Genomic DNA, 14,913 nt, shown 5'->3' on the forward strand with positions numbered 1-14,913 from the left:
GTTTAGAATGGCTATTGTTAAATGTAAGCCGACTTCCCCTGGTCGTCGTCACTTAGTTAAAGTTGTTAACGCTGACCTTCACAAGGGTAAGCCATACGCTCCACTTTTAGAGAAAAACTCTAAAAATGGTGGTCGTAACAACAACGGTCGTATTACAGTACGTCACATCGGTGGTGGTCATAAACACCATTATCGTTTAATTGACTTTAAGCGTACTAAAGACGGTATCCCAGCGAAAGTTGAGCGTATCGAATACGATCCAAACCGTAGCGCAAACATTGCTCTAGTTCTGTACGCAGACGGCGAGCGTCGCTACATCATTGCACCTAAAGGCATCCAAGCGGGTGACCAATTACAATCTGGTGTTGATGCGCCTATCAAAGCAGGTAACACTCTGCCGATGCGCAACATCCCAGTAGGTTCTACAGTTCACTGTGTTGAATTGAAACCAGGTAAGGGTGCACAAATTGCTCGTTCTGCAGGTGCATACGCACAAATCGTCGCTCGCGACGGTGCATATGTAACTCTACGCCTACGTTCAGGTGAAATGCGCAAAGTTCTTTCTGAAGGCCGTGCTACGGTCGGTGAAGTTGGTAACTCTGAGCATATGCTACGTGAACTAGGTAAAGCTGGCGCAAATCGCTGGCGTGGTGTTCGTCCAACCGTTCGCGGTGTGGTAATGAACCCAGTCGATCACCCACATGGTGGTGGTGAAGGCCGTACTTCTGGTGGCCGTCACCCTGTTTCACCTTGGGGTATGCCTACTAAAGGCTTTAAGACACGTAAGAACAAGCGCACCGACAAGTACATTGTACGTCGTCGTAATAAATAATCTATAAAGAGGAATCGCCATGCCACGTTCTCTCAAGAAAGGTCCTTTTATTGACCTACACTTGCTGAAGAAGGTAGAGAAAGCGGTGGAAAGCGGAGACAAAAAGCCTATTAAGACTTGGTCCCGTCGCTCAATGATCATACCAACTATGATCGGTTTGACCATCGCTGTCCATAATGGTCGTCAGCACGTACCAGTATTTGTAACTGATGAAATGATCGGTCACAAACTGGGTGAATTTGCACCTACTCGTACTTATCGCGGCCATGCTGCAGATAAGAAAGCGAAAAAGAAATAGGGATTAGATAATGGAAGCTATCGCTAAACATAACTTTGCCCGTATTTCGCCTCAAAAGGCTCGTTTAGTTGCAGACCAAATTCGCGGTAAAACTGTTGACCAAGCTCTAGAAATTCTAACGTTCAGCAACAAGAAAGCTGCTGTTCTTATTAAGAAAGTTCTAGAGTCAGCAATCGCAAATGCGGAACACAACGAAGGTGCGGACATTGACGATCTTAATGTCGCAAAAATCTTCGTAGATGAAGGTCCTATCATGAAGCGTATTATGCCTCGTGCTAAAGGCCGTGCCGATCGTATCTTGAAGCGTTCAAGCCACATCAGTATTGTTGTAGCAGAACGCTAGAGACTAGGAGAGTAAGCAATGGGTCAGAAAGTACATCCAAATGGTATTCGTCTTGGCATCGTCAAGCCTTGGAATGCTACATGGTTTGCTAATACCAAAGATTTCGCTGACAACCTAGACGGCGACTTCAAGGTACGTCAGTTCCTAACTAAGGAACTACAAAAAGCATCTTTGTCACGTATCGTTATCGAACGTCCTGCTAAGAGCATCCGTGTGACTATTCACACTGCTCGTCCAGGCGTTGTTATCGGTAAAAAAGGTGAAGACGTAGAGAAGCTACGCACAGCTGTAGCTAAAATTGCAGGTGTACCGGCGCAAATTAATATTGCAGAAGTACGCAAACCAGAGCTAGACGGCCAATTAGTGGCTGATAGCATAGCGTCTCAGTTAGAGCGTCGTGTCATGTTCCGTCGCGCTATGAAGCGCGCAGTACAAAACGCAATGCGCTTGGGTGCGAAGGGTATCAAGGTTGAAGTAAGCGGTCGTTTAGGCGGCGCTGAAATCGCGCGTACTGAATGGTACCGTGAAGGCCGTGTTCCTCTACACACTCTACGTGCTGATATCGATTACGCAACTTCTTCGGCTCACACCCAATATGGTGTGATCGGCGTTAAAGTTTGGATTTTCAAAGGTGAAATTCTAGATGGTATGCCGGCTGCTAACGCAGTAGAGCCAAAGGCTGATAAGCCTAAGAAGCAGCGTAAAGGCCGTAAATAAGGAGACGACTGATGTTACAACCTAAACGTACTAAATTCCGTAAGGTTCAGACTGGTCGCAACCGTGGTCTAGCTAAAGGTACTGATGTAAGCTTCGGAACCTTCGGTCTGAAAGCAGTCGGCCGCGGCCGTCTAACTGCACGTCAGATTGAAGCAGCACGTCGTGCGATGACGCGTCACGTTAAGCGTCAAGGTCAAATCTGGATTCGTATTTTTCCAGACAAACCTATCACTGAAAAACCACTTGAAGTTCGTCAAGGTAAAGGTAAGGGTAACGTAGAATATTGGGTCGCCCAAATCCAACCTGGTAAAGTTATGTACGAAATGGACGGTGTACCTGAAGAGTTGGCACGTGAAGCGTTCCGCCTAGCGGCTCGTAAACTGCCAATCAAAACAACATTTGTAACTAAGCAGGTGATGTGATGAAAGCACAAGATCTACGCGAAAAAAACGCTGAAGAGCTTAATTCAGAGTTATTGGGATTGCTTCGCGAACAGTTTAACTTGCGTATGCAAGCAGCGACTGGTCAGTTGCAGCAAACTCATACTCTACGAGCTGTACGTCGTGATATCGCACGTGTGAAAACTGTTTTGACTGAGAAGGCAGGCGCATAATGAGCGACAATATCCGTACTATGCAAGGCCGTGTAGTTAGCAACAAGATGGACAAGTCTATCACTGTAGCTATCGAGCGTATGGTTAAACACCCAATTTACGGCAAGTTCGTAAAGCGCACGACCAAACTGCATGCACATGATGAAAACAACGAGTGTGGCCTAGGCGATACAGTTGAAATTTCTGAGTGTCGTCCATTGTCTAAGACTAAATCTTGGACTTTGGTAAGCGTTTTAGAAAAAGCGAAAACGATTTAATTTTTGCGATTTCTATAACGAATATAACGGCTCCAAATTATTTTTGGAGCCGTTAGTTTTTTGTCTACCCAATTTAAAAAAAGGGTGGTACAATTCGCAGCCCTTATAAAAGGGGCAGCCCGACCCGAGAGGGTCTAGTATTAATTTTTAGCGGAGCACTAACATGATCCAAATGCAAAGTACGCTCGACGCTGCGGACAACTCCGGCGCTCGCAGAGTAATGTGTATTAAGGTTCTGGGTGGCTCTCACCGCCGTTATGCACACATCGGAGACGTCATCAAAGTTACTGTAAAGGAAGCAATTCCTCGCGGTAAAGTAAAAAAAGGTGATGTTCTGAAGGCGGTGGTAGTTCGCACCCGTAAAGGCGTACGTCGCCCTGACGGTTCTGTCATTCGCTTCGACCGTAATGCTTGTGTATTGTTAAATGACACTACTGAGCAACCAGTCGGTACACGTATCTTTGGTCCAGTGACTCGTGAACTTCGCAATGCGAAATTTATGAAAATAGTCTCTCTGGCACCAGAAGTTCTGTAAGGAGCGGCAACAAAATGGCAGCTAAAATCCGTCGTAATGACGAAGTAATCGTTCTTGCTGGGAAAGATAAAGGCAAGAAAGGTAAAGTAACTAAGGTTCTAACTACTGGTAAAGTTATAGTTGAAGGAATCAACCTTGTTAAGAAACACCAAAAGCCGGTTCCGGCTCTAGGTCAACAAGGTGGCATCGTTGAACAAGAAGCAGCTATTGATGCTTCCAACCTTGCAGTCTTTAATGTAACAACTGGTAAAGCAGACCGTATCGGTTTCCGTTTGGAAGATGGTAAGAAAGTTCGTTTCTTTAAATCTAACAACGAAGTCGTTTCTAACTAATAGAAGTAATTTGGAGTTCTACTATGGCGAAACTGCATGATTACTACAAGTCGTCTGTAGTCGCTGAATTGACCAAAGAATTCAGCTACTCAAGCGTCATGCAAGTCCCTAGGATTGATAAAATCACCCTAAATATGGGCGTTGGTGAAGCAATTAACGATAAAAAACTGCTGGAAAACGCAGCTTCTGATATGGCGATCATTTCTGGTCAAAAGCCACTTATCACTAAAGCGCGTAAATCTGTTGCAGGTTTTAAAATTCGTGAAGGCTATCCGATTGGTTGTAAAGTAACCTTGCGTGGCGAGCGTATGTGGGATTTTTTCGAGCGTTTGATTTCTATCGCTCTTCCCCGTGTACGTGATTTCCGTGGTGTTAGCGCTAAGTCTTTTGACGGACGCGGTAACTACAGCATGGGCGTTCGCGAGCAAATCATCTTTCCGGAAATCGACTACGATAAAGTCGATCGTGTGCGCGGTCTTGATATTACTATCACGACAACTGCTGCAAACGACGAGGAAGGCCGTGCTCTGCTGGCTGCCTTTAACTTCCCATTCCGCAAGTAAGGTGAAGGGTTACTGTTATGGCTAAACAATCAATGAAAGCACGTGAAGCTAAACGTGCAAAGCTTGTAGCTAAGTTCGCTGAAAAGCGTTCTGAACTAAAAGTTATCATCAGCGATATAAACGCATCTGAAGAAGATCGTTGGAATGCAGTTCTTAAATTGCAATCTCTACCACGTGATTCAAGTGCATCTCGTCAGCGCAACCGTTGCAACCAAACTGGTCGCCCACACGGTTTCCTACGTAAGTTCGGTCTTAGCCGCATCAAGGTTCGTGAATCTTGTATGAAAGGCGAGATTCCTGGGCTTCGTAAGGCTAGCTGGTAATTGCCGCTTAATCATTTGGAGTATATATTATGAGCATGCAAGATCCGATTTCGGATATGCTGACCCGCATTCGTAACGGTCAATCAGCAACTAAAGTTGCTGTGAAAATGCCTTCTTCAAAGCTTAAAGTTGCAATTGCTACTTTGCTAAAAGCTGAAGGTTATATCGTTGACTTCGCTGTCGAAGGCGAAGCAAAACCAGAGCTAGAAGTTACGCTTAAGTACTTCCAAGCTAATCCTGTAATTGAGCAAATCCAACGTGTTTCACGTCCTGGTCTGCGCGTCTATAAGAATAAAGACTCGCTTCCATCCGTGATGGGCGGTTTGGGTATTGCTGTAGTGTCCACTTCCAAGGGTCTTATGACCGACCGCGCTGCCCGCAAGGCAGGTCTTGGTGGTGAAATTCTCTGCTACGTAGCTTAATAGGAGTAGATTATGTCTCGTGTCGCAAAAGCACCAGTCTCTATTCCAGCAGGCGTAGAGGTGAAATTGAACGGCCAAGAAGTCACTGTAAAAAGTGCAAAGGGTGAACTATCTCGCGTTATTAATAACGCAGTAGTAGTCGCACAGGAAGAAAACAACTTAACTTTCAACCCAGTTGAAGGTGTGTTTAAAGCAAATGCTCAAGCAGGTACTGCTCGTGCACTAGTAAATAACATGGTTGTTGGTGTTACTGAAGGCTTTACTAAGAAGCTAGTTCTTAAAGGTGTAGGTTACCGTGCTGCTGTTAAAGGCAACTACGTAAACCTAACTCTTGGCTTCTCACACCCTGTAGAGCATGCTCTACCAGAAGGTATTAAGGCTGAGTGCCCTAGCCAAACTGAAATTATACTGACCGGTTGTGATAAACAACTTGTTGGTCAAGTTGCGGCTGACATTCGTTCTTACCGTGAACCTGAGCCTTATAAAGGCAAAGGTGTTCGTTACGCAGATGAACATGTGCGTACTAAAGAAGCTAAGAAGAAGTAAGGTAACACTATGGATAAGAAAGCATCTCGCATCCGTCGTGCTACACGTGCACGTCGTAAGATTGCAGAACTTCGCGTAACTCGCTTAGTTGTACACCGTACTCCACGTCATGTGTATGCACAGGTAATTGCCGCGAATGGCTCTGAGGTTATCGCTTCAGCTTCTACTGTAGAAAAGGCGATCCGTGAGCAAGTTAAGAATACTGGTAACGTTGACGCAGCTAAAGCAGTAGGTAAAGCTATTGCCGAGCGCGCTATCGAAAAAGGCATCTCTGGTGTTGCATTCGATCGTTCTGGTTTCCAATACCACGGCAGAGTAGCGGCGCTAGCAGATTCTGCTCGCGAAGCTGGTCTTAAATTCTAAGGTAGGGTTTGGAAGATGGCTAAAGAACAACAACAAGCTCAAGCTACAGATTTTAACGAAAAGTTAATCGCTGTTAACCGTGTTTCAAAAACGGTTAAAGGCGGTCGAATCTTTAGCTTTACTGCACTGACAGTAGTTGGTGACGGTAATGGTCGCGTTGGTTTCGGTTACGGCAAAGCTCGTGAAGTACCGGCTGCGATTCAGAAAGCAATGGAAAAAGCGCGTCGTAATATGGTTACGATCACGCTAAACGACGGCACATTACACCACGCGGTGAAAGGTCGTCATACTGGCTCTAAGGTTTACATGCAGCCAGCAGCAGAAGGTACAGGTATCATCGCCGGTGGCGCAATGCGTGCTGTACTCGAAGTTGTTGGCGTTCACAACGTTCTTGCGAAAGCATACGGTTCTACGAACCCGATTAACGTTGTACGCGCGACTATTGATGGTTTGAGCGGCATGAAGTCACCAGAAATGGTTGCTGCCAAACGTGGTCTCACTGTTGAATCTATTTCGGAGTAAGAACACGATGGCAACTATTAAAGTAACTCAAACTAAAAGCTCAATTGGTCGTTTACCTAAGCACAAGTTGTGCTTGAAAGGTTTAGGCCTTCGTCGCATCAACCATACGGTTGAACTTGAAGACACACCATGTATTCGTGGTATGGTCAACAAAGTTCGCTATATGGTTAAAGTTGAGGAGTAATCAGAATGCGTTTGAATACTCTACAACCGGCTGCGGGTTCTAAGCCTTCTAAGAAGCGCGTAGGTCGTGGTATCGGTTCAGGCACTGGTAAAACAGGTGGCCGTGGTCATAAAGGTCAAAAGTCACGTTCTGGCGGTTCAATCCGTCCAGGTTTTGAAGGCGGTCAAATGCCTTTGAAACAGCGTCTACCTAAATTCGGTTTCACTTCTCGTAAGAGTTTAGTGACTGCTGAAGTTCGTCTAGGTGAACTAGCGAAAGTAACGGGAGACGTTGTAGATCTTAACAGTCTAAAAGCGGCTAACGTTATCACTAAGAACATCGAGTTTGTTAAAGTTGTTCTTTCTGGTGACCTAAGCAAAGCAGTAACTGTTAAAGGTATACGCGTGTCTAAAGGCGCTAAAGCTGCAATTGAAGCTGCCGGCGGTAAAATCGAGGAATAATCTCGAAGGTTGAGGTACAGATGGCTAAGAAACCAGGACAAGATTTTCGTAGTACTCAGAGCGGCTTGGCTGAACTGAAGTCGCGCTTACTATTCGTAGTAATAGCGTTATTAGTATTCAGAGCCGGTTCTTTTGTACCGCTACCTGGTATTGACGCAACTGTACTTGCCGATTTGTTCGAACAGCAAAAAGGCACCATTGTAGAAATGTTTAACATGTTCTCTGGTGGTGCTTTAGAGCGTGCATCTATATTAGCACTGGGTATCATGCCGTATATTTCGGCGTCGATTGTTATCCAGTTGCTAACTGTAGTACACCCAGCGTTAGCTGAACTCAAGAAAGAGGGTGAAGCAGGGCGTCGCAAGATTAGCCAATATACACGCTACGGAACGCTTGTGTTAGCTACATTCCAAGCTCTAGGTATCGCAACAGGCCTACCAAACATGGTCGACAATCTGGTTGTTATAGACCAAACCATGTTTACCCTGATTGCAACCGTAAGTTTAGTAACTGGTACCATGTTTTTGATGTGGTTAGGTGAACAGATTACAGAGCGCGGAATTGGCAACGGTATCTCGTTAATTATATTTTCGGGTATCGTAGCTGGATTGCCTTCGGCAATTGGACAAACAATCGAGCAAGCGCGTCAAGGTGAATTGCACGTACTTCTTCTGTTGTTTATTGCAGTACTATCTTTCGCTGTGATTTACTTCGTTGTTTTCATGGAGCGTGGTCAACGTCGTATCGTCGTTAACTATGCAAAACGTCAACAAGGTCGTAAAGTTTTCGCAGCGCAAAGTACACACTTGCCACTTAAGATAAACATGGCCGGTGTTATTCCTGCAATATTTGCATCGAGCATAATTTTGTTCCCAGGAACATTAGCTCAATGGCTTGGTCAGAATGGTGAGAGCGCTACATTTGGTTGGTTAACCGATGTGTCGTTAGCTCTAAGCCCTGGTCAACCGTTATATGTAATGCTTTATGCATCAGCGATTATTTTCTTCTGTTTCTTTTATACGGCGTTAGTATTTAACCCGCGAGAAACAGCAGATAACTTGAAGAAGTCTGGCGCTTTCGTACCAGGCATCCGCCCAGGTGAGCAGACAGCGAAATATATTGATAAAGTGATGACTAGACTAACCCTAGCGGGTGCTCTATACATTACCTTTATTTGTCTGATTCCTGAATTCATGATGGTCATGTGGAACGTACGTTTCTACTTTGGCGGCACCTCACTACTTATCGTAGTGGTTGTAATCATGGATTTCATGGCACAGGTACAGACTCATCTGATGTCACAACAGTATGATTCTGTGTTGAAAAAAGCGAATCTAAAAGGCTACAACCGCTAATAGCGGAAAAAGCTTTAGATTCCCATTTACGGAGTTTAGCAATGAAAGTTCGTGCTTCCGTTAAAAAAATCTGTCGTAACTGTAAAGTTATCAAGCGCAACGGTGTTGTGCGTGTGATTTGCAGTGAACCAAAGCATAAACAACGCCAAGGTTAATCAAACAGAAATTTTTACTTGAAATGTAAAGGTTGGTCGAGTATATTGCTCGGCCTACCTTTTGCGTGCAAAAGAAGTAGTAAACCGCAGCGTATCCTCTACGGGCTTTGCTGCGGATAATTTCTTATTTAAGTACTAGGAGTGAATAGTGGCCCGTATAGCAGGCATTAACATTCCTGATCAGAAACATGCTGTAATCGCGCTTACTGCGATTTACGGCGTTGGCAAAACTCGCGCTCAGGCTATTCTAGCTGGAGTGGGTATTGCTGAAAATGTTAAGATCAGTGAACTAACTGAAGAGCAGATTGATCAACTGCGTGATGGTGTCGCCAAGTACACTGTAGAAGGTGATCTACGTCGTGAAGTCTCGATGAACATCAAGCGTCTTATGGACCTTGGCTGTTATCGCGGTCTTCGTCATCGTCGCAGTCTACCACTACGTGGACAGCGTACTAAAACCAACGCACGTACCCGTAAGGGTCCGCGCAAGCCGATCAAACGATAATCGGATAAGGTAGAGAGTACAATGGCAAAACAACCAACACGCGCTCGTAAGCGCGTACGCAAGCAAGTAGCTGATGGCGTAGCGCATATTCATGCTTCTTTCAATAACACAATCGTTACGATAACAGACCGTCAAGGTAACGCATTAGCTTGGGCTACTGCTGGCGGTTCAGGTTTCCGTGGTTCTCGTAAGTCTACTCCGTTCGCAGCACAGGTTGCAGCTGAACGTGCAGGCGAAGCGGCCAAAGAATATGGTCTAAAGAACTTGGAAGTTATGGTTAAGGGCCCTGGTCCTGGTCGTGAGTCAACTATCCGTGCACTAAACGCAGCTGGATACCGCATCACAAATATTGTAGATGCAACTCCGATCCCTCATAACGGTTGTCGTCCACCTAAGAAACGTCGCGTATAACGTTTTTCGTTTCTAGGAATATTGGAGAAGAATCATGGCAAGATATTTGGGTCCTAAGCTAAAGCTTAGCCGTCGCGAAGGTACAGACTTATTCCTTAAGTCTGGTGTCCGTGCGATAGATACCAAGTGTAAAATTGATAACGCACCAGGTGTGCATGGCGCTCGTAAAGGCCGTCTATCTGAATATGGCGTTCAGCTTCGTGAGAAGCAAAAAGTTCGTCGTATGTATGGCGTTCTAGAAAAGCAATTCCGTAACTACTACAAAGATGCTGCACGCCTTAAAGGCAATACAGGTGAAACCCTGCTTCAGCTTCTTGAAGGTCGTCTTGATAACGTAGTTTACCGCATGGGCTTTGGCGCAACTCGCGCAGAAGCACGTCAATTAGTTAGCCATAAAGCTATTCTAGTTAACGGTAAAGTTGTAAACGTTCCTTCTTTCAAAGTTGCGGTTAACGATGTTGTTTCAATTCGTGAGAAAGCTAAATTGCAATCTCGCATTAAAGCGGCTATTGAAGTCGCTGAACAACGCGAAAAACCAACTTGGATTGAAGTAGATGGCAGCAAAATGGAAGGAACATTCAAGCGTATGCCTGAACGTTCAGATCTGTCAGCTGACATCAACGAACACTTGATCGTCGAACTTTACTCTAAGTAAGGTTAAACTAAAGAGAGGACACAATGCAGGGTTCTGTAACAGAATTTCTTAAGCCACGTCTTGTTGACATCGAACAGATCAACTCGACACATGCGAAAGTAACTCTTGAGCCATTAGAGCGTGGCTTTGGTCATACTCTAGGTAATGCGCTTCGCCGTATTTTACTATCTTCTATGCCGGGTTGTGCCGTAACAGAAGTAGAGATTGAAGGCGTTTTGCACGAATACAGCACTAAAGAAGGCGTTCAAGAAGATGTTCTTGAAATTCTTTTAAACCTTAAAGGTTTGGCTGTGCGCGTTGCCGAAGGCAAAGATGAAGTGTTTATAACACTGAATAAGTCAGGCTCAGGCCCTGTTGTTGCAGGTGACATCACCCACGATGGTGATGTAGAGATCGCTAACCCTGAGCACGTTATTTGTCACCTAACGGATGACAAAGCTGAAATCGCTATGCGTATTAAAGTAGAACGTGGTCGTGGTTATGTTCCGTCTTCTGCTCGTATCCATACTGAAGAAGATGAGCGTCCAATCGGTCGTCTACTTGTTGACGCTACTTACAGCCCAGTCGATAAAATCGCCTATGCTGTAGAAGCAGCACGTGTAGAACAACGTACTGATTTAGACAAGCTTGTCATCGATATGGAAACGAATGGTACTCTGGAACCTGAGGAAGCTATCCGTCGTGCAGCTACAATCCTAGCTGAGCAACTGGATGCATTCGTAGATCTTCGTGATGTACGTGTTCCTGAGGAGAAGGAAGAGAAGCCAGAATTCGATCCGATCCTACTGCGTCCTGTAGACGATCTTGAACTAACAGTTCGCTCTGCTAACTGTTTGAAAGCAGAAGCGATTCACTACATCGGTGATCTTGTACAGCGCACTGAGGTTGAGCTACTTAAAACGCCAAACCTTGGTAAAAAATCTCTTACAGAGATTAAAGACGTACTGGCTTCACGTGGTCTTTCTCTTGGCATGCGCCTAGAGAACTGGCCGCCTGCGTCAATCGCTGAAGATTAATCGATACTAGTTAGAAGGATTAGGTCATGCGCCATCGTAAGAGTGGTCGTCAACTCAACCGCAACAGCAGTCATCGTAAAGCGATGTTCAGCAATATGGCTTGTTCTCTTGTTAGTCACGAAGTTATTAAAACTACCGTGCCTAAAGCAAAAGAACTACGCCGCGTAATTGAGCCTTTGATTACACTAGCCAAGACCGACAGTGTTGCTAACCGTCGTCTGGCATTTGCTCGCACTCGTGATAACGAAGTTGTAGCAAAACTATTTAATGAACTAGGCCCGCGTTTCGCGAGTCGTCAGGGCGGATATACTCGCATTTTAAAATGTGGTTTCCGTACCGGTGATAAAGCTCCAATGGCATACATTGAGCTTGTAGATCGCCCAGAAGCTTCTGAAGAAGCATCTGCTGAATAAGTTCTGATAGAACTAAAAAGCCGAGCGTAATGCTCGGCTTTTTGCTTTCTAAATTTTGAATCTTGAAATTCGAATGGGTACGTGATTCTGTTTTGAGAAGAAAAGGCCCGCCCTAGAGGCGAGCTTATTACCACTCAATACTCACTCCCTAAGAAATTAAGCCTTCAGCGCTTGTTCTAAATCTTCAATAATGTCATCAATATGTTCAATACCTACTGATAAACGAATCATTTCAGGACTCACACCAGCTTGCTTTTGCTCTGCTTCATCTAACTGTCTATGTGTCGTAGAGGCAGGATGGCATGCTAGAGATTTGGCGTCACCAATATTTACTAGGCGTTTGAATATCTGGAGTGCGTCATAGAAGCGTACACCGGCTTCATAGCCATCTTTTAGGCCAAAGGATAGAATCCCCGAAGGCTTGCCCTTCATGTATTTCTCGGCAAGAGGATAAAATTTAGAATCGGGTAGTCCTGCATAACTTACCCAACTGACTTTATCGTGATTTTGTAAATACTTGGCTACCTTGAGGGTATTTTCGCAATGACGTTCCATACGTAATGCCAACGTTTCTAAGCCTTGAAGTAGCATGAATGCATTCATAGGGGAAAGCGCGGAGCCAGTATTGCGAAGAGGGACGGTGCGAGCACGACCGATGAATGCCGCAGGACCGAACGCTTCTGCGTAAACGACGCCATGGTAAGAGGGTTCTGGAAGGTTAAATACAGGAAAGCGCTCTTTATGCTCTGCCCAAGGGAATTTACCTGAATCAACAATCATTCCGCCTAAGGTCGTTCCGTGTCCACCTATGTATTTGGTTAACGAATGTACAACGATATCAGCGCCAAACTCGATAGGTTTACAGATTGCAGGTGTCGCAACTGTATTGTCGACGATGACAGGTACTCCCTGTGCATGTGCAAGGTCAGAGAGCTTTTTGAGATCAATGATATTACCTGCGGGATTTCCGATAGACTCGCAATACACTGCCTTGGTTTTGTCGTCAATTAGTTCGGCTAGGCTTTCAGGTTTATCATCTTTAGCAAAACGAACCTCTATTCCCAAATTCGGTAGCATATGTGCGAAAAGAGTATAGGTACCACCATACAATTGTGGTGTTGAAACGATGTTATCGCCTAACTGGGCTAAGGTTAAGATGGCATAATGAATAGCTGAGCTACCAGAACTCACGGCAAGCCCGGCGATACCACCTTCTAAAGCGGACACTCGTTTTTCGAGGACATCATTGGTTGGGTTCATAATGCGTGTGTAGATGTTACCTGGAACGGCTAAATTAAATAGGTCGGCACCATGTTGAGCATTGTCAAATTCGTACGCAACGGTTTGATAGATGGGGGTTGCGACTGATTTGGTTGTAGGGTCCGTCTCGTAACCGAAATGTATGGATAGGGTTTCGTCTCTCATTTTTGCTCTCTCTTTATCTACGTCCTTGAAATAAGAGATACAGAATCGCATAAATCTAAGCCACTAAACAAGTGGTTAATTTTTTGTTGAAGGATTGTAAACAAACTAAACTCACCAGAGTGGTGAGTTTAGTTTGATGTTTTAATTGTACAGGGCGTTATTTTTTTCTAGAGGAAACGGTCTATTTCCAAAGAGAACCAAGGGAGCTTAGCAATCCGCTTGAGGCACCTTGTCCGGTCAAATATTCTAAAATGACAGGGGCGAATTGACTGACCATTGATGGGTCTAGGCCCAGCTTGGTAAAAATGTCTGTTACCGCACCCATGTCACCGGCCATGTTAAGTAAACCCGGAGCTGCGCTGGATAAGCTGCTCATGCCGGGAATAAGGTTCCCTAATTCACTTGATTCGCTACCTGATAGCGAGCTTGATGCTAAGGCTAGAAGTGCACCTGCGCCTCCTGAAGCTTGCTCTGGTGATACATTAAGTTGACTGGTAAGCGCATCGAGTAGGGGAGAACTTTCTTGTTTCGATGCTTCAGTGGAAAGCGAACCTGCCATCGATTTGATTGCGTCAGTATCTAATTTTGTATCTGAGTCCGAACCTAAACCAAATAAAGCGTGGCTCGGCATTGAAACTATTAAGGTGGTAAGTGCTGCTAATAGCGTGATTTTTTTCACGTTAAATCTCCATTTATAAGAAGGTCTATTGTATAGACCAATGACATAACGAAAAGTATAACCTGAGTTTCGTGAAAAGTTGTTAGCACTTTGTTTTATATATAAGAATTCGGTCGTGTTTTAAAAGCTGAAGGCGAGTGGCAGAAAGTGGGTATTAAAAAAGCGGTGAAGATCACCGCTTATTCAATCAAGGTATAGACGATTAAAGGATGTCTAGTAACTCAACTTCGAATACAAGTGCAGCATAAGGAGGAATGGCAGCGCCTGCGCCACGTTCGCCATAAGCTAGGTCTTGTGGGATACATAGTTTCCACTTAGACCCTACAGGCATAAGTTGAAGTGCTTCAACCCAACCCTTGATTACGCCAGTTACTGGAAACTCAGCTGGTTCGCCACGTGAAACAGAACTATCGAAAACAGTACCGTCAGTTAACTCACCATGATAGTGAACACGAACTTGCTTATCTGAAGTTGGTACTTCACCAGTACCTTCAGTGATCACTTCATATTGCAGGCCAGATTCTAATACTGTCACTTCAGGACGTAGAGCATTGTCCGCTAGAAAAGCTTCGCCATCAGCAGCTGCTGCTTTAGATACTTCAGCTCGAGCAGATTCAGCGCGAGTGTGAATCTCTTGAAGTGCTGCGTTGATTTCGTCAATTTCAATTTCAGGCATATCTCCAGTTAGCGACGTTGCGATACCTTTAGCGATAGCGTCAACATTAAGACCTTCAAGGCCACTACCTGCAAGTTGTTGGCCCATTTGTAGACCAATACCGTAGCTTGCTTTATGTTCTACTGTATCCAGTTTGATGTCAGACATGTTGTCTCTCTATTGTTCTTGAGTAAATAAAGCGCACAGGATACCAGTATTAGTCGCTTGAATAAACTGTGTAACTGTTTTCAATTAATCGCTATCCTGTATTCTCTTTAAAAACTATAATTGGTTAGTAGTTTTTGGTTTTTTAATTTTTTTCGTTAGTTATATAACGTGCTGTAAATAAAAGGA

27 protein-coding genes are annotated in these 14,913 nt (G+C 44.7%); 24 read left to right on the forward strand and 3 right to left on the reverse strand.

What is annotated here, in order from left to right; genetic code table 11:
- The first annotated feature begins 7 nt into the window (after positions 1 to 7).
- The 24 genes from rplB to rplQ all read left to right on the forward strand — a co-directional run bounded on the left by rplB (position 8) and on the right by rplQ (position 11,800).
- Positions 8 to 832, forward strand: coding sequence for a 50S ribosomal protein L2 (rplB, locus tag L3V77_RS01450; RefSeq protein WP_195706516.1), 825 nt, complete (start codon positions 8 to 10; stop codon positions 830 to 832).
- Between the two features lie 19 nt (positions 833 to 851).
- The gene (gene rpsS, locus L3V77_RS01455) at positions 852 to 1,130 is read left to right on the forward strand and encodes a 30S ribosomal protein S19 (RefSeq protein WP_001138114.1); all 279 of its coding nucleotides are present in this window, start codon (positions 852 to 854) and stop codon (positions 1,128 to 1,130) included.
- 10 nt (positions 1,131 to 1,140) lie between these two features.
- Positions 1,141 to 1,473, forward strand: coding sequence for a 50S ribosomal protein L22 (rplV, locus tag L3V77_RS01460; protein WP_195706517.1), 333 nt, complete (start codon positions 1,141 to 1,143; stop codon positions 1,471 to 1,473).
- A gap of 18 nt (positions 1,474 to 1,491) precedes the next feature.
- Positions 1,492 to 2,190, forward strand: a complete 699-nt coding sequence (gene rpsC, locus L3V77_RS01465; protein WP_195706518.1) for a 30S ribosomal protein S3 — start codon at positions 1,492 to 1,494, stop codon at positions 2,188 to 2,190.
- A gap of 11 nt (positions 2,191 to 2,201) precedes the next feature.
- The gene (gene rplP / locus L3V77_RS01470; protein WP_195706519.1) at positions 2,202 to 2,612 is read left to right on the forward strand and encodes a 50S ribosomal protein L16; all 411 of its coding nucleotides are present in this window, start codon (positions 2,202 to 2,204) and stop codon (positions 2,610 to 2,612) included.
- Positions 2,612 to 2,803: a 50S ribosomal protein L29 gene (gene rpmC / locus L3V77_RS01475; protein ID WP_195706520.1), complete on the forward strand. Its 192-nt coding sequence runs from the start codon at positions 2,612 to 2,614 to the stop codon at positions 2,801 to 2,803. Before rplP ends, rpmC begins: the two co-directional genes overlap by 1 nt.
- Positions 2,803 to 3,060, forward strand: a complete 258-nt coding sequence (gene rpsQ, locus L3V77_RS01480; protein WP_195706521.1) for a 30S ribosomal protein S17 — start codon at positions 2,803 to 2,805, stop codon at positions 3,058 to 3,060. The genes rpmC and rpsQ overlap by 1 nt, the downstream gene beginning before the upstream one ends.
- A gap of 163 nt (positions 3,061 to 3,223) precedes the next feature.
- On the forward strand, positions 3,224 to 3,595 hold the full coding sequence (gene rplN / locus L3V77_RS01485) for a 50S ribosomal protein L14 (protein ID WP_017036074.1): 372 nt from the start codon (positions 3,224 to 3,226) through the stop codon (positions 3,593 to 3,595).
- A gap of 14 nt (positions 3,596 to 3,609) precedes the next feature.
- A complete protein-coding gene (gene rplX / locus L3V77_RS01490) occupies positions 3,610 to 3,927 on the forward strand; it encodes a 50S ribosomal protein L24 (RefSeq protein WP_195706522.1) in 318 nt (105 codons plus the stop codon).
- A gap of 23 nt (positions 3,928 to 3,950) precedes the next feature.
- Complete coding sequence (gene rplE / locus L3V77_RS01495; protein ID WP_195706523.1) at positions 3,951 to 4,490, forward strand: 50S ribosomal protein L5; 540 nt, start codon at positions 3,951 to 3,953, stop codon at positions 4,488 to 4,490.
- Between the two features lie 17 nt (positions 4,491 to 4,507).
- Positions 4,508 to 4,813, forward strand: coding sequence for a 30S ribosomal protein S14 (gene rpsN, locus L3V77_RS01500; RefSeq protein ID WP_275135426.1), 306 nt, complete (start codon positions 4,508 to 4,510; stop codon positions 4,811 to 4,813).
- Positions 4,814 to 4,842: 29 nt separating this feature from the next.
- Positions 4,843 to 5,235: a 30S ribosomal protein S8 gene (gene rpsH / locus L3V77_RS01505; RefSeq protein WP_195706525.1), complete on the forward strand. Its 393-nt coding sequence runs from the start codon at positions 4,843 to 4,845 to the stop codon at positions 5,233 to 5,235.
- Positions 5,236 to 5,247: 12 nt separating this feature from the next.
- Entirely contained in the window at positions 5,248 to 5,781 is a 534-nt protein-coding gene (gene rplF, locus L3V77_RS01510) for a 50S ribosomal protein L6 (protein WP_275135427.1), read from the forward strand.
- 9 nt (positions 5,782 to 5,790) lie between these two features.
- Positions 5,791 to 6,144 carry a 50S ribosomal protein L18 gene (gene rplR, locus L3V77_RS01515; protein ID WP_195706527.1) on the forward strand — a complete coding sequence of 118 codons (354 nt, stop codon included), beginning with the start codon at positions 5,791 to 5,793 and terminating at the stop codon, positions 6,142 to 6,144.
- Between the two features lie 15 nt (positions 6,145 to 6,159).
- Complete coding sequence (gene rpsE, locus L3V77_RS01520) at positions 6,160 to 6,666, forward strand: 30S ribosomal protein S5 (RefSeq protein ID WP_195706528.1); 507 nt, start codon at positions 6,160 to 6,162, stop codon at positions 6,664 to 6,666.
- A 7-nt stretch (positions 6,667 to 6,673) separates the two neighbouring features.
- Positions 6,674 to 6,850, forward strand: coding sequence for a 50S ribosomal protein L30 (gene rpmD / locus L3V77_RS01525; protein ID WP_195706529.1), 177 nt, complete (start codon positions 6,674 to 6,676; stop codon positions 6,848 to 6,850).
- Positions 6,851 to 6,855: 5 nt separating this feature from the next.
- Positions 6,856 to 7,290, forward strand: a complete 435-nt coding sequence (gene rplO / locus L3V77_RS01530; protein WP_275135428.1) for a 50S ribosomal protein L15 — start codon at positions 6,856 to 6,858, stop codon at positions 7,288 to 7,290.
- A gap of 20 nt (positions 7,291 to 7,310) precedes the next feature.
- Complete coding sequence (gene secY, locus L3V77_RS01535; RefSeq protein ID WP_195706531.1) at positions 7,311 to 8,645, forward strand: preprotein translocase subunit SecY; 1,335 nt, start codon at positions 7,311 to 7,313, stop codon at positions 8,643 to 8,645.
- Between the two features lie 41 nt (positions 8,646 to 8,686).
- A complete protein-coding gene (gene rpmJ, locus L3V77_RS01540; RefSeq protein WP_000868186.1) occupies positions 8,687 to 8,800 on the forward strand; it encodes a 50S ribosomal protein L36 in 114 nt (37 codons plus the stop codon).
- 148 nt (positions 8,801 to 8,948) lie between these two features.
- Positions 8,949 to 9,305: a 30S ribosomal protein S13 gene (gene rpsM / locus L3V77_RS01545; protein WP_275135429.1), complete on the forward strand. Its 357-nt coding sequence runs from the start codon at positions 8,949 to 8,951 to the stop codon at positions 9,303 to 9,305.
- 21 nt (positions 9,306 to 9,326) lie between these two features.
- Positions 9,327 to 9,716 (forward strand): 30S ribosomal protein S11, encoded by a 390-nt coding sequence (rpsK, locus tag L3V77_RS01550; protein WP_171754181.1) that lies wholly within the window; start codon positions 9,327 to 9,329, stop codon positions 9,714 to 9,716.
- Positions 9,717 to 9,750: 34 nt separating this feature from the next.
- On the forward strand, positions 9,751 to 10,371 hold the full coding sequence (gene rpsD, locus L3V77_RS01555) for a 30S ribosomal protein S4 (protein WP_195706533.1): 621 nt from the start codon (positions 9,751 to 9,753) through the stop codon (positions 10,369 to 10,371).
- A gap of 23 nt (positions 10,372 to 10,394) precedes the next feature.
- Positions 10,395 to 11,387, forward strand: coding sequence for a DNA-directed RNA polymerase subunit alpha (gene rpoA, locus L3V77_RS01560; protein WP_195706534.1), 993 nt, complete (start codon positions 10,395 to 10,397; stop codon positions 11,385 to 11,387).
- A 26-nt stretch (positions 11,388 to 11,413) separates the two neighbouring features.
- Entirely contained in the window at positions 11,414 to 11,800 is a 387-nt protein-coding gene (gene rplQ / locus L3V77_RS01565) for a 50S ribosomal protein L17 (RefSeq protein ID WP_195706535.1), read from the forward strand.
- Between the two features lie 156 nt (positions 11,801 to 11,956).
- Here rplQ and L3V77_RS01570 read toward each other — a convergent pair whose 3' ends face one another.
- The 3 genes from L3V77_RS01570 to L3V77_RS01580 all read right to left on the reverse strand — a co-directional run bounded on the left by L3V77_RS01570 (position 11,957) and on the right by L3V77_RS01580 (position 14,727).
- Entirely contained in the window at positions 11,957 to 13,225 is a 1,269-nt protein-coding gene (locus L3V77_RS01570) for an O-acetylhomoserine aminocarboxypropyltransferase/cysteine synthase (RefSeq protein WP_275135430.1), read from the reverse strand.
- A 181-nt stretch (positions 13,226 to 13,406) separates the two neighbouring features.
- Positions 13,407 to 13,904 carry a DUF2780 domain-containing protein gene (locus tag L3V77_RS01575; protein WP_275135431.1) on the reverse strand — a complete coding sequence of 166 codons (498 nt, stop codon included), beginning with the start codon at positions 13,902 to 13,904 and terminating at the stop codon, positions 13,407 to 13,409.
- A gap of 202 nt (positions 13,905 to 14,106) precedes the next feature.
- On the reverse strand, positions 14,107 to 14,727 hold the full coding sequence (locus L3V77_RS01580; protein WP_275135432.1) for an FKBP-type peptidyl-prolyl cis-trans isomerase: 621 nt from the start codon (positions 14,725 to 14,727) through the stop codon (positions 14,107 to 14,109).
- Positions 14,728 to 14,913: the final 186 nt, after the last annotated feature.

Source organism: Vibrio sp. DW001 (assembly GCF_029016285.1).
Taxonomy (GTDB): Bacteria; Pseudomonadota; Gammaproteobacteria; order Enterobacterales; family Vibrionaceae; genus Vibrio.

What these genes read in the sequence shown, in the direction of transcription:
- rplB (WP_195706516.1), top strand. Translation starts at nt 8, where the DNA reads ATGGCTATTGTTAAATGTAAGCCGACTTCCCCTGGTCGTCGTCACTTA.
- rpsS (WP_001138114.1), top strand. Translation starts at nt 852, where the DNA reads ATGCCACGTTCTCTCAAGAAAGGTCCTTTTATTGACCTACACTTGCTG.
- rplV (WP_195706517.1), top strand. Translation starts at nt 1,141, where the DNA reads ATGGAAGCTATCGCTAAACATAACTTTGCCCGTATTTCGCCTCAAAAG.
- rpsC (WP_195706518.1), top strand. Translation starts at nt 1,492, where the DNA reads ATGGGTCAGAAAGTACATCCAAATGGTATTCGTCTTGGCATCGTCAAG.
- rplP (WP_195706519.1), top strand. Translation starts at nt 2,202, where the DNA reads ATGTTACAACCTAAACGTACTAAATTCCGTAAGGTTCAGACTGGTCGC.
- rpmC (WP_195706520.1), top strand. Translation starts at nt 2,612, where the DNA reads ATGAAAGCACAAGATCTACGCGAAAAAAACGCTGAAGAGCTTAATTCA.
- rpsQ (WP_195706521.1), top strand. Translation starts at nt 2,803, where the DNA reads ATGAGCGACAATATCCGTACTATGCAAGGCCGTGTAGTTAGCAACAAG.
- rplN (WP_017036074.1), top strand. Translation starts at nt 3,224, where the DNA reads ATGATCCAAATGCAAAGTACGCTCGACGCTGCGGACAACTCCGGCGCT.
- rplX (WP_195706522.1), top strand. Translation starts at nt 3,610, where the DNA reads ATGGCAGCTAAAATCCGTCGTAATGACGAAGTAATCGTTCTTGCTGGG.
- rplE (WP_195706523.1), top strand. Translation starts at nt 3,951, where the DNA reads ATGGCGAAACTGCATGATTACTACAAGTCGTCTGTAGTCGCTGAATTG.
- rpsN (WP_275135426.1), top strand. Translation starts at nt 4,508, where the DNA reads ATGGCTAAACAATCAATGAAAGCACGTGAAGCTAAACGTGCAAAGCTT.
- rpsH (WP_195706525.1), top strand. Translation starts at nt 4,843, where the DNA reads ATGAGCATGCAAGATCCGATTTCGGATATGCTGACCCGCATTCGTAAC.
- rplF (WP_275135427.1), top strand. Translation starts at nt 5,248, where the DNA reads ATGTCTCGTGTCGCAAAAGCACCAGTCTCTATTCCAGCAGGCGTAGAG.
- rplR (WP_195706527.1), top strand. Translation starts at nt 5,791, where the DNA reads ATGGATAAGAAAGCATCTCGCATCCGTCGTGCTACACGTGCACGTCGT.
- rpsE (WP_195706528.1), top strand. Translation starts at nt 6,160, where the DNA reads ATGGCTAAAGAACAACAACAAGCTCAAGCTACAGATTTTAACGAAAAG.
- rpmD (WP_195706529.1), top strand. Translation starts at nt 6,674, where the DNA reads ATGGCAACTATTAAAGTAACTCAAACTAAAAGCTCAATTGGTCGTTTA.
- rplO (WP_275135428.1), top strand. Translation starts at nt 6,856, where the DNA reads ATGCGTTTGAATACTCTACAACCGGCTGCGGGTTCTAAGCCTTCTAAG.
- secY (WP_195706531.1), top strand. Translation starts at nt 7,311, where the DNA reads ATGGCTAAGAAACCAGGACAAGATTTTCGTAGTACTCAGAGCGGCTTG.
- rpmJ (WP_000868186.1), top strand. Translation starts at nt 8,687, where the DNA reads ATGAAAGTTCGTGCTTCCGTTAAAAAAATCTGTCGTAACTGTAAAGTT.
- rpsK (WP_171754181.1), top strand. Translation starts at nt 9,327, where the DNA reads ATGGCAAAACAACCAACACGCGCTCGTAAGCGCGTACGCAAGCAAGTA.
- rpsD (WP_195706533.1), top strand. Translation starts at nt 9,751, where the DNA reads ATGGCAAGATATTTGGGTCCTAAGCTAAAGCTTAGCCGTCGCGAAGGT.
- rpoA (WP_195706534.1), top strand. Translation starts at nt 10,395, where the DNA reads ATGCAGGGTTCTGTAACAGAATTTCTTAAGCCACGTCTTGTTGACATC.
- rplQ (WP_195706535.1), top strand. Translation starts at nt 11,414, where the DNA reads ATGCGCCATCGTAAGAGTGGTCGTCAACTCAACCGCAACAGCAGTCAT.
- L3V77_RS01570 (WP_275135430.1), bottom strand. Translation starts at nt 13,225, where the DNA reads ATGAGAGACGAAACCCTATCCATACATTTCGGTTACGAGACGGACCCT.
- L3V77_RS01580 (WP_275135432.1), bottom strand. Translation starts at nt 14,727, where the DNA reads ATGTCTGACATCAAACTGGATACAGTAGAACATAAAGCAAGCTACGGT.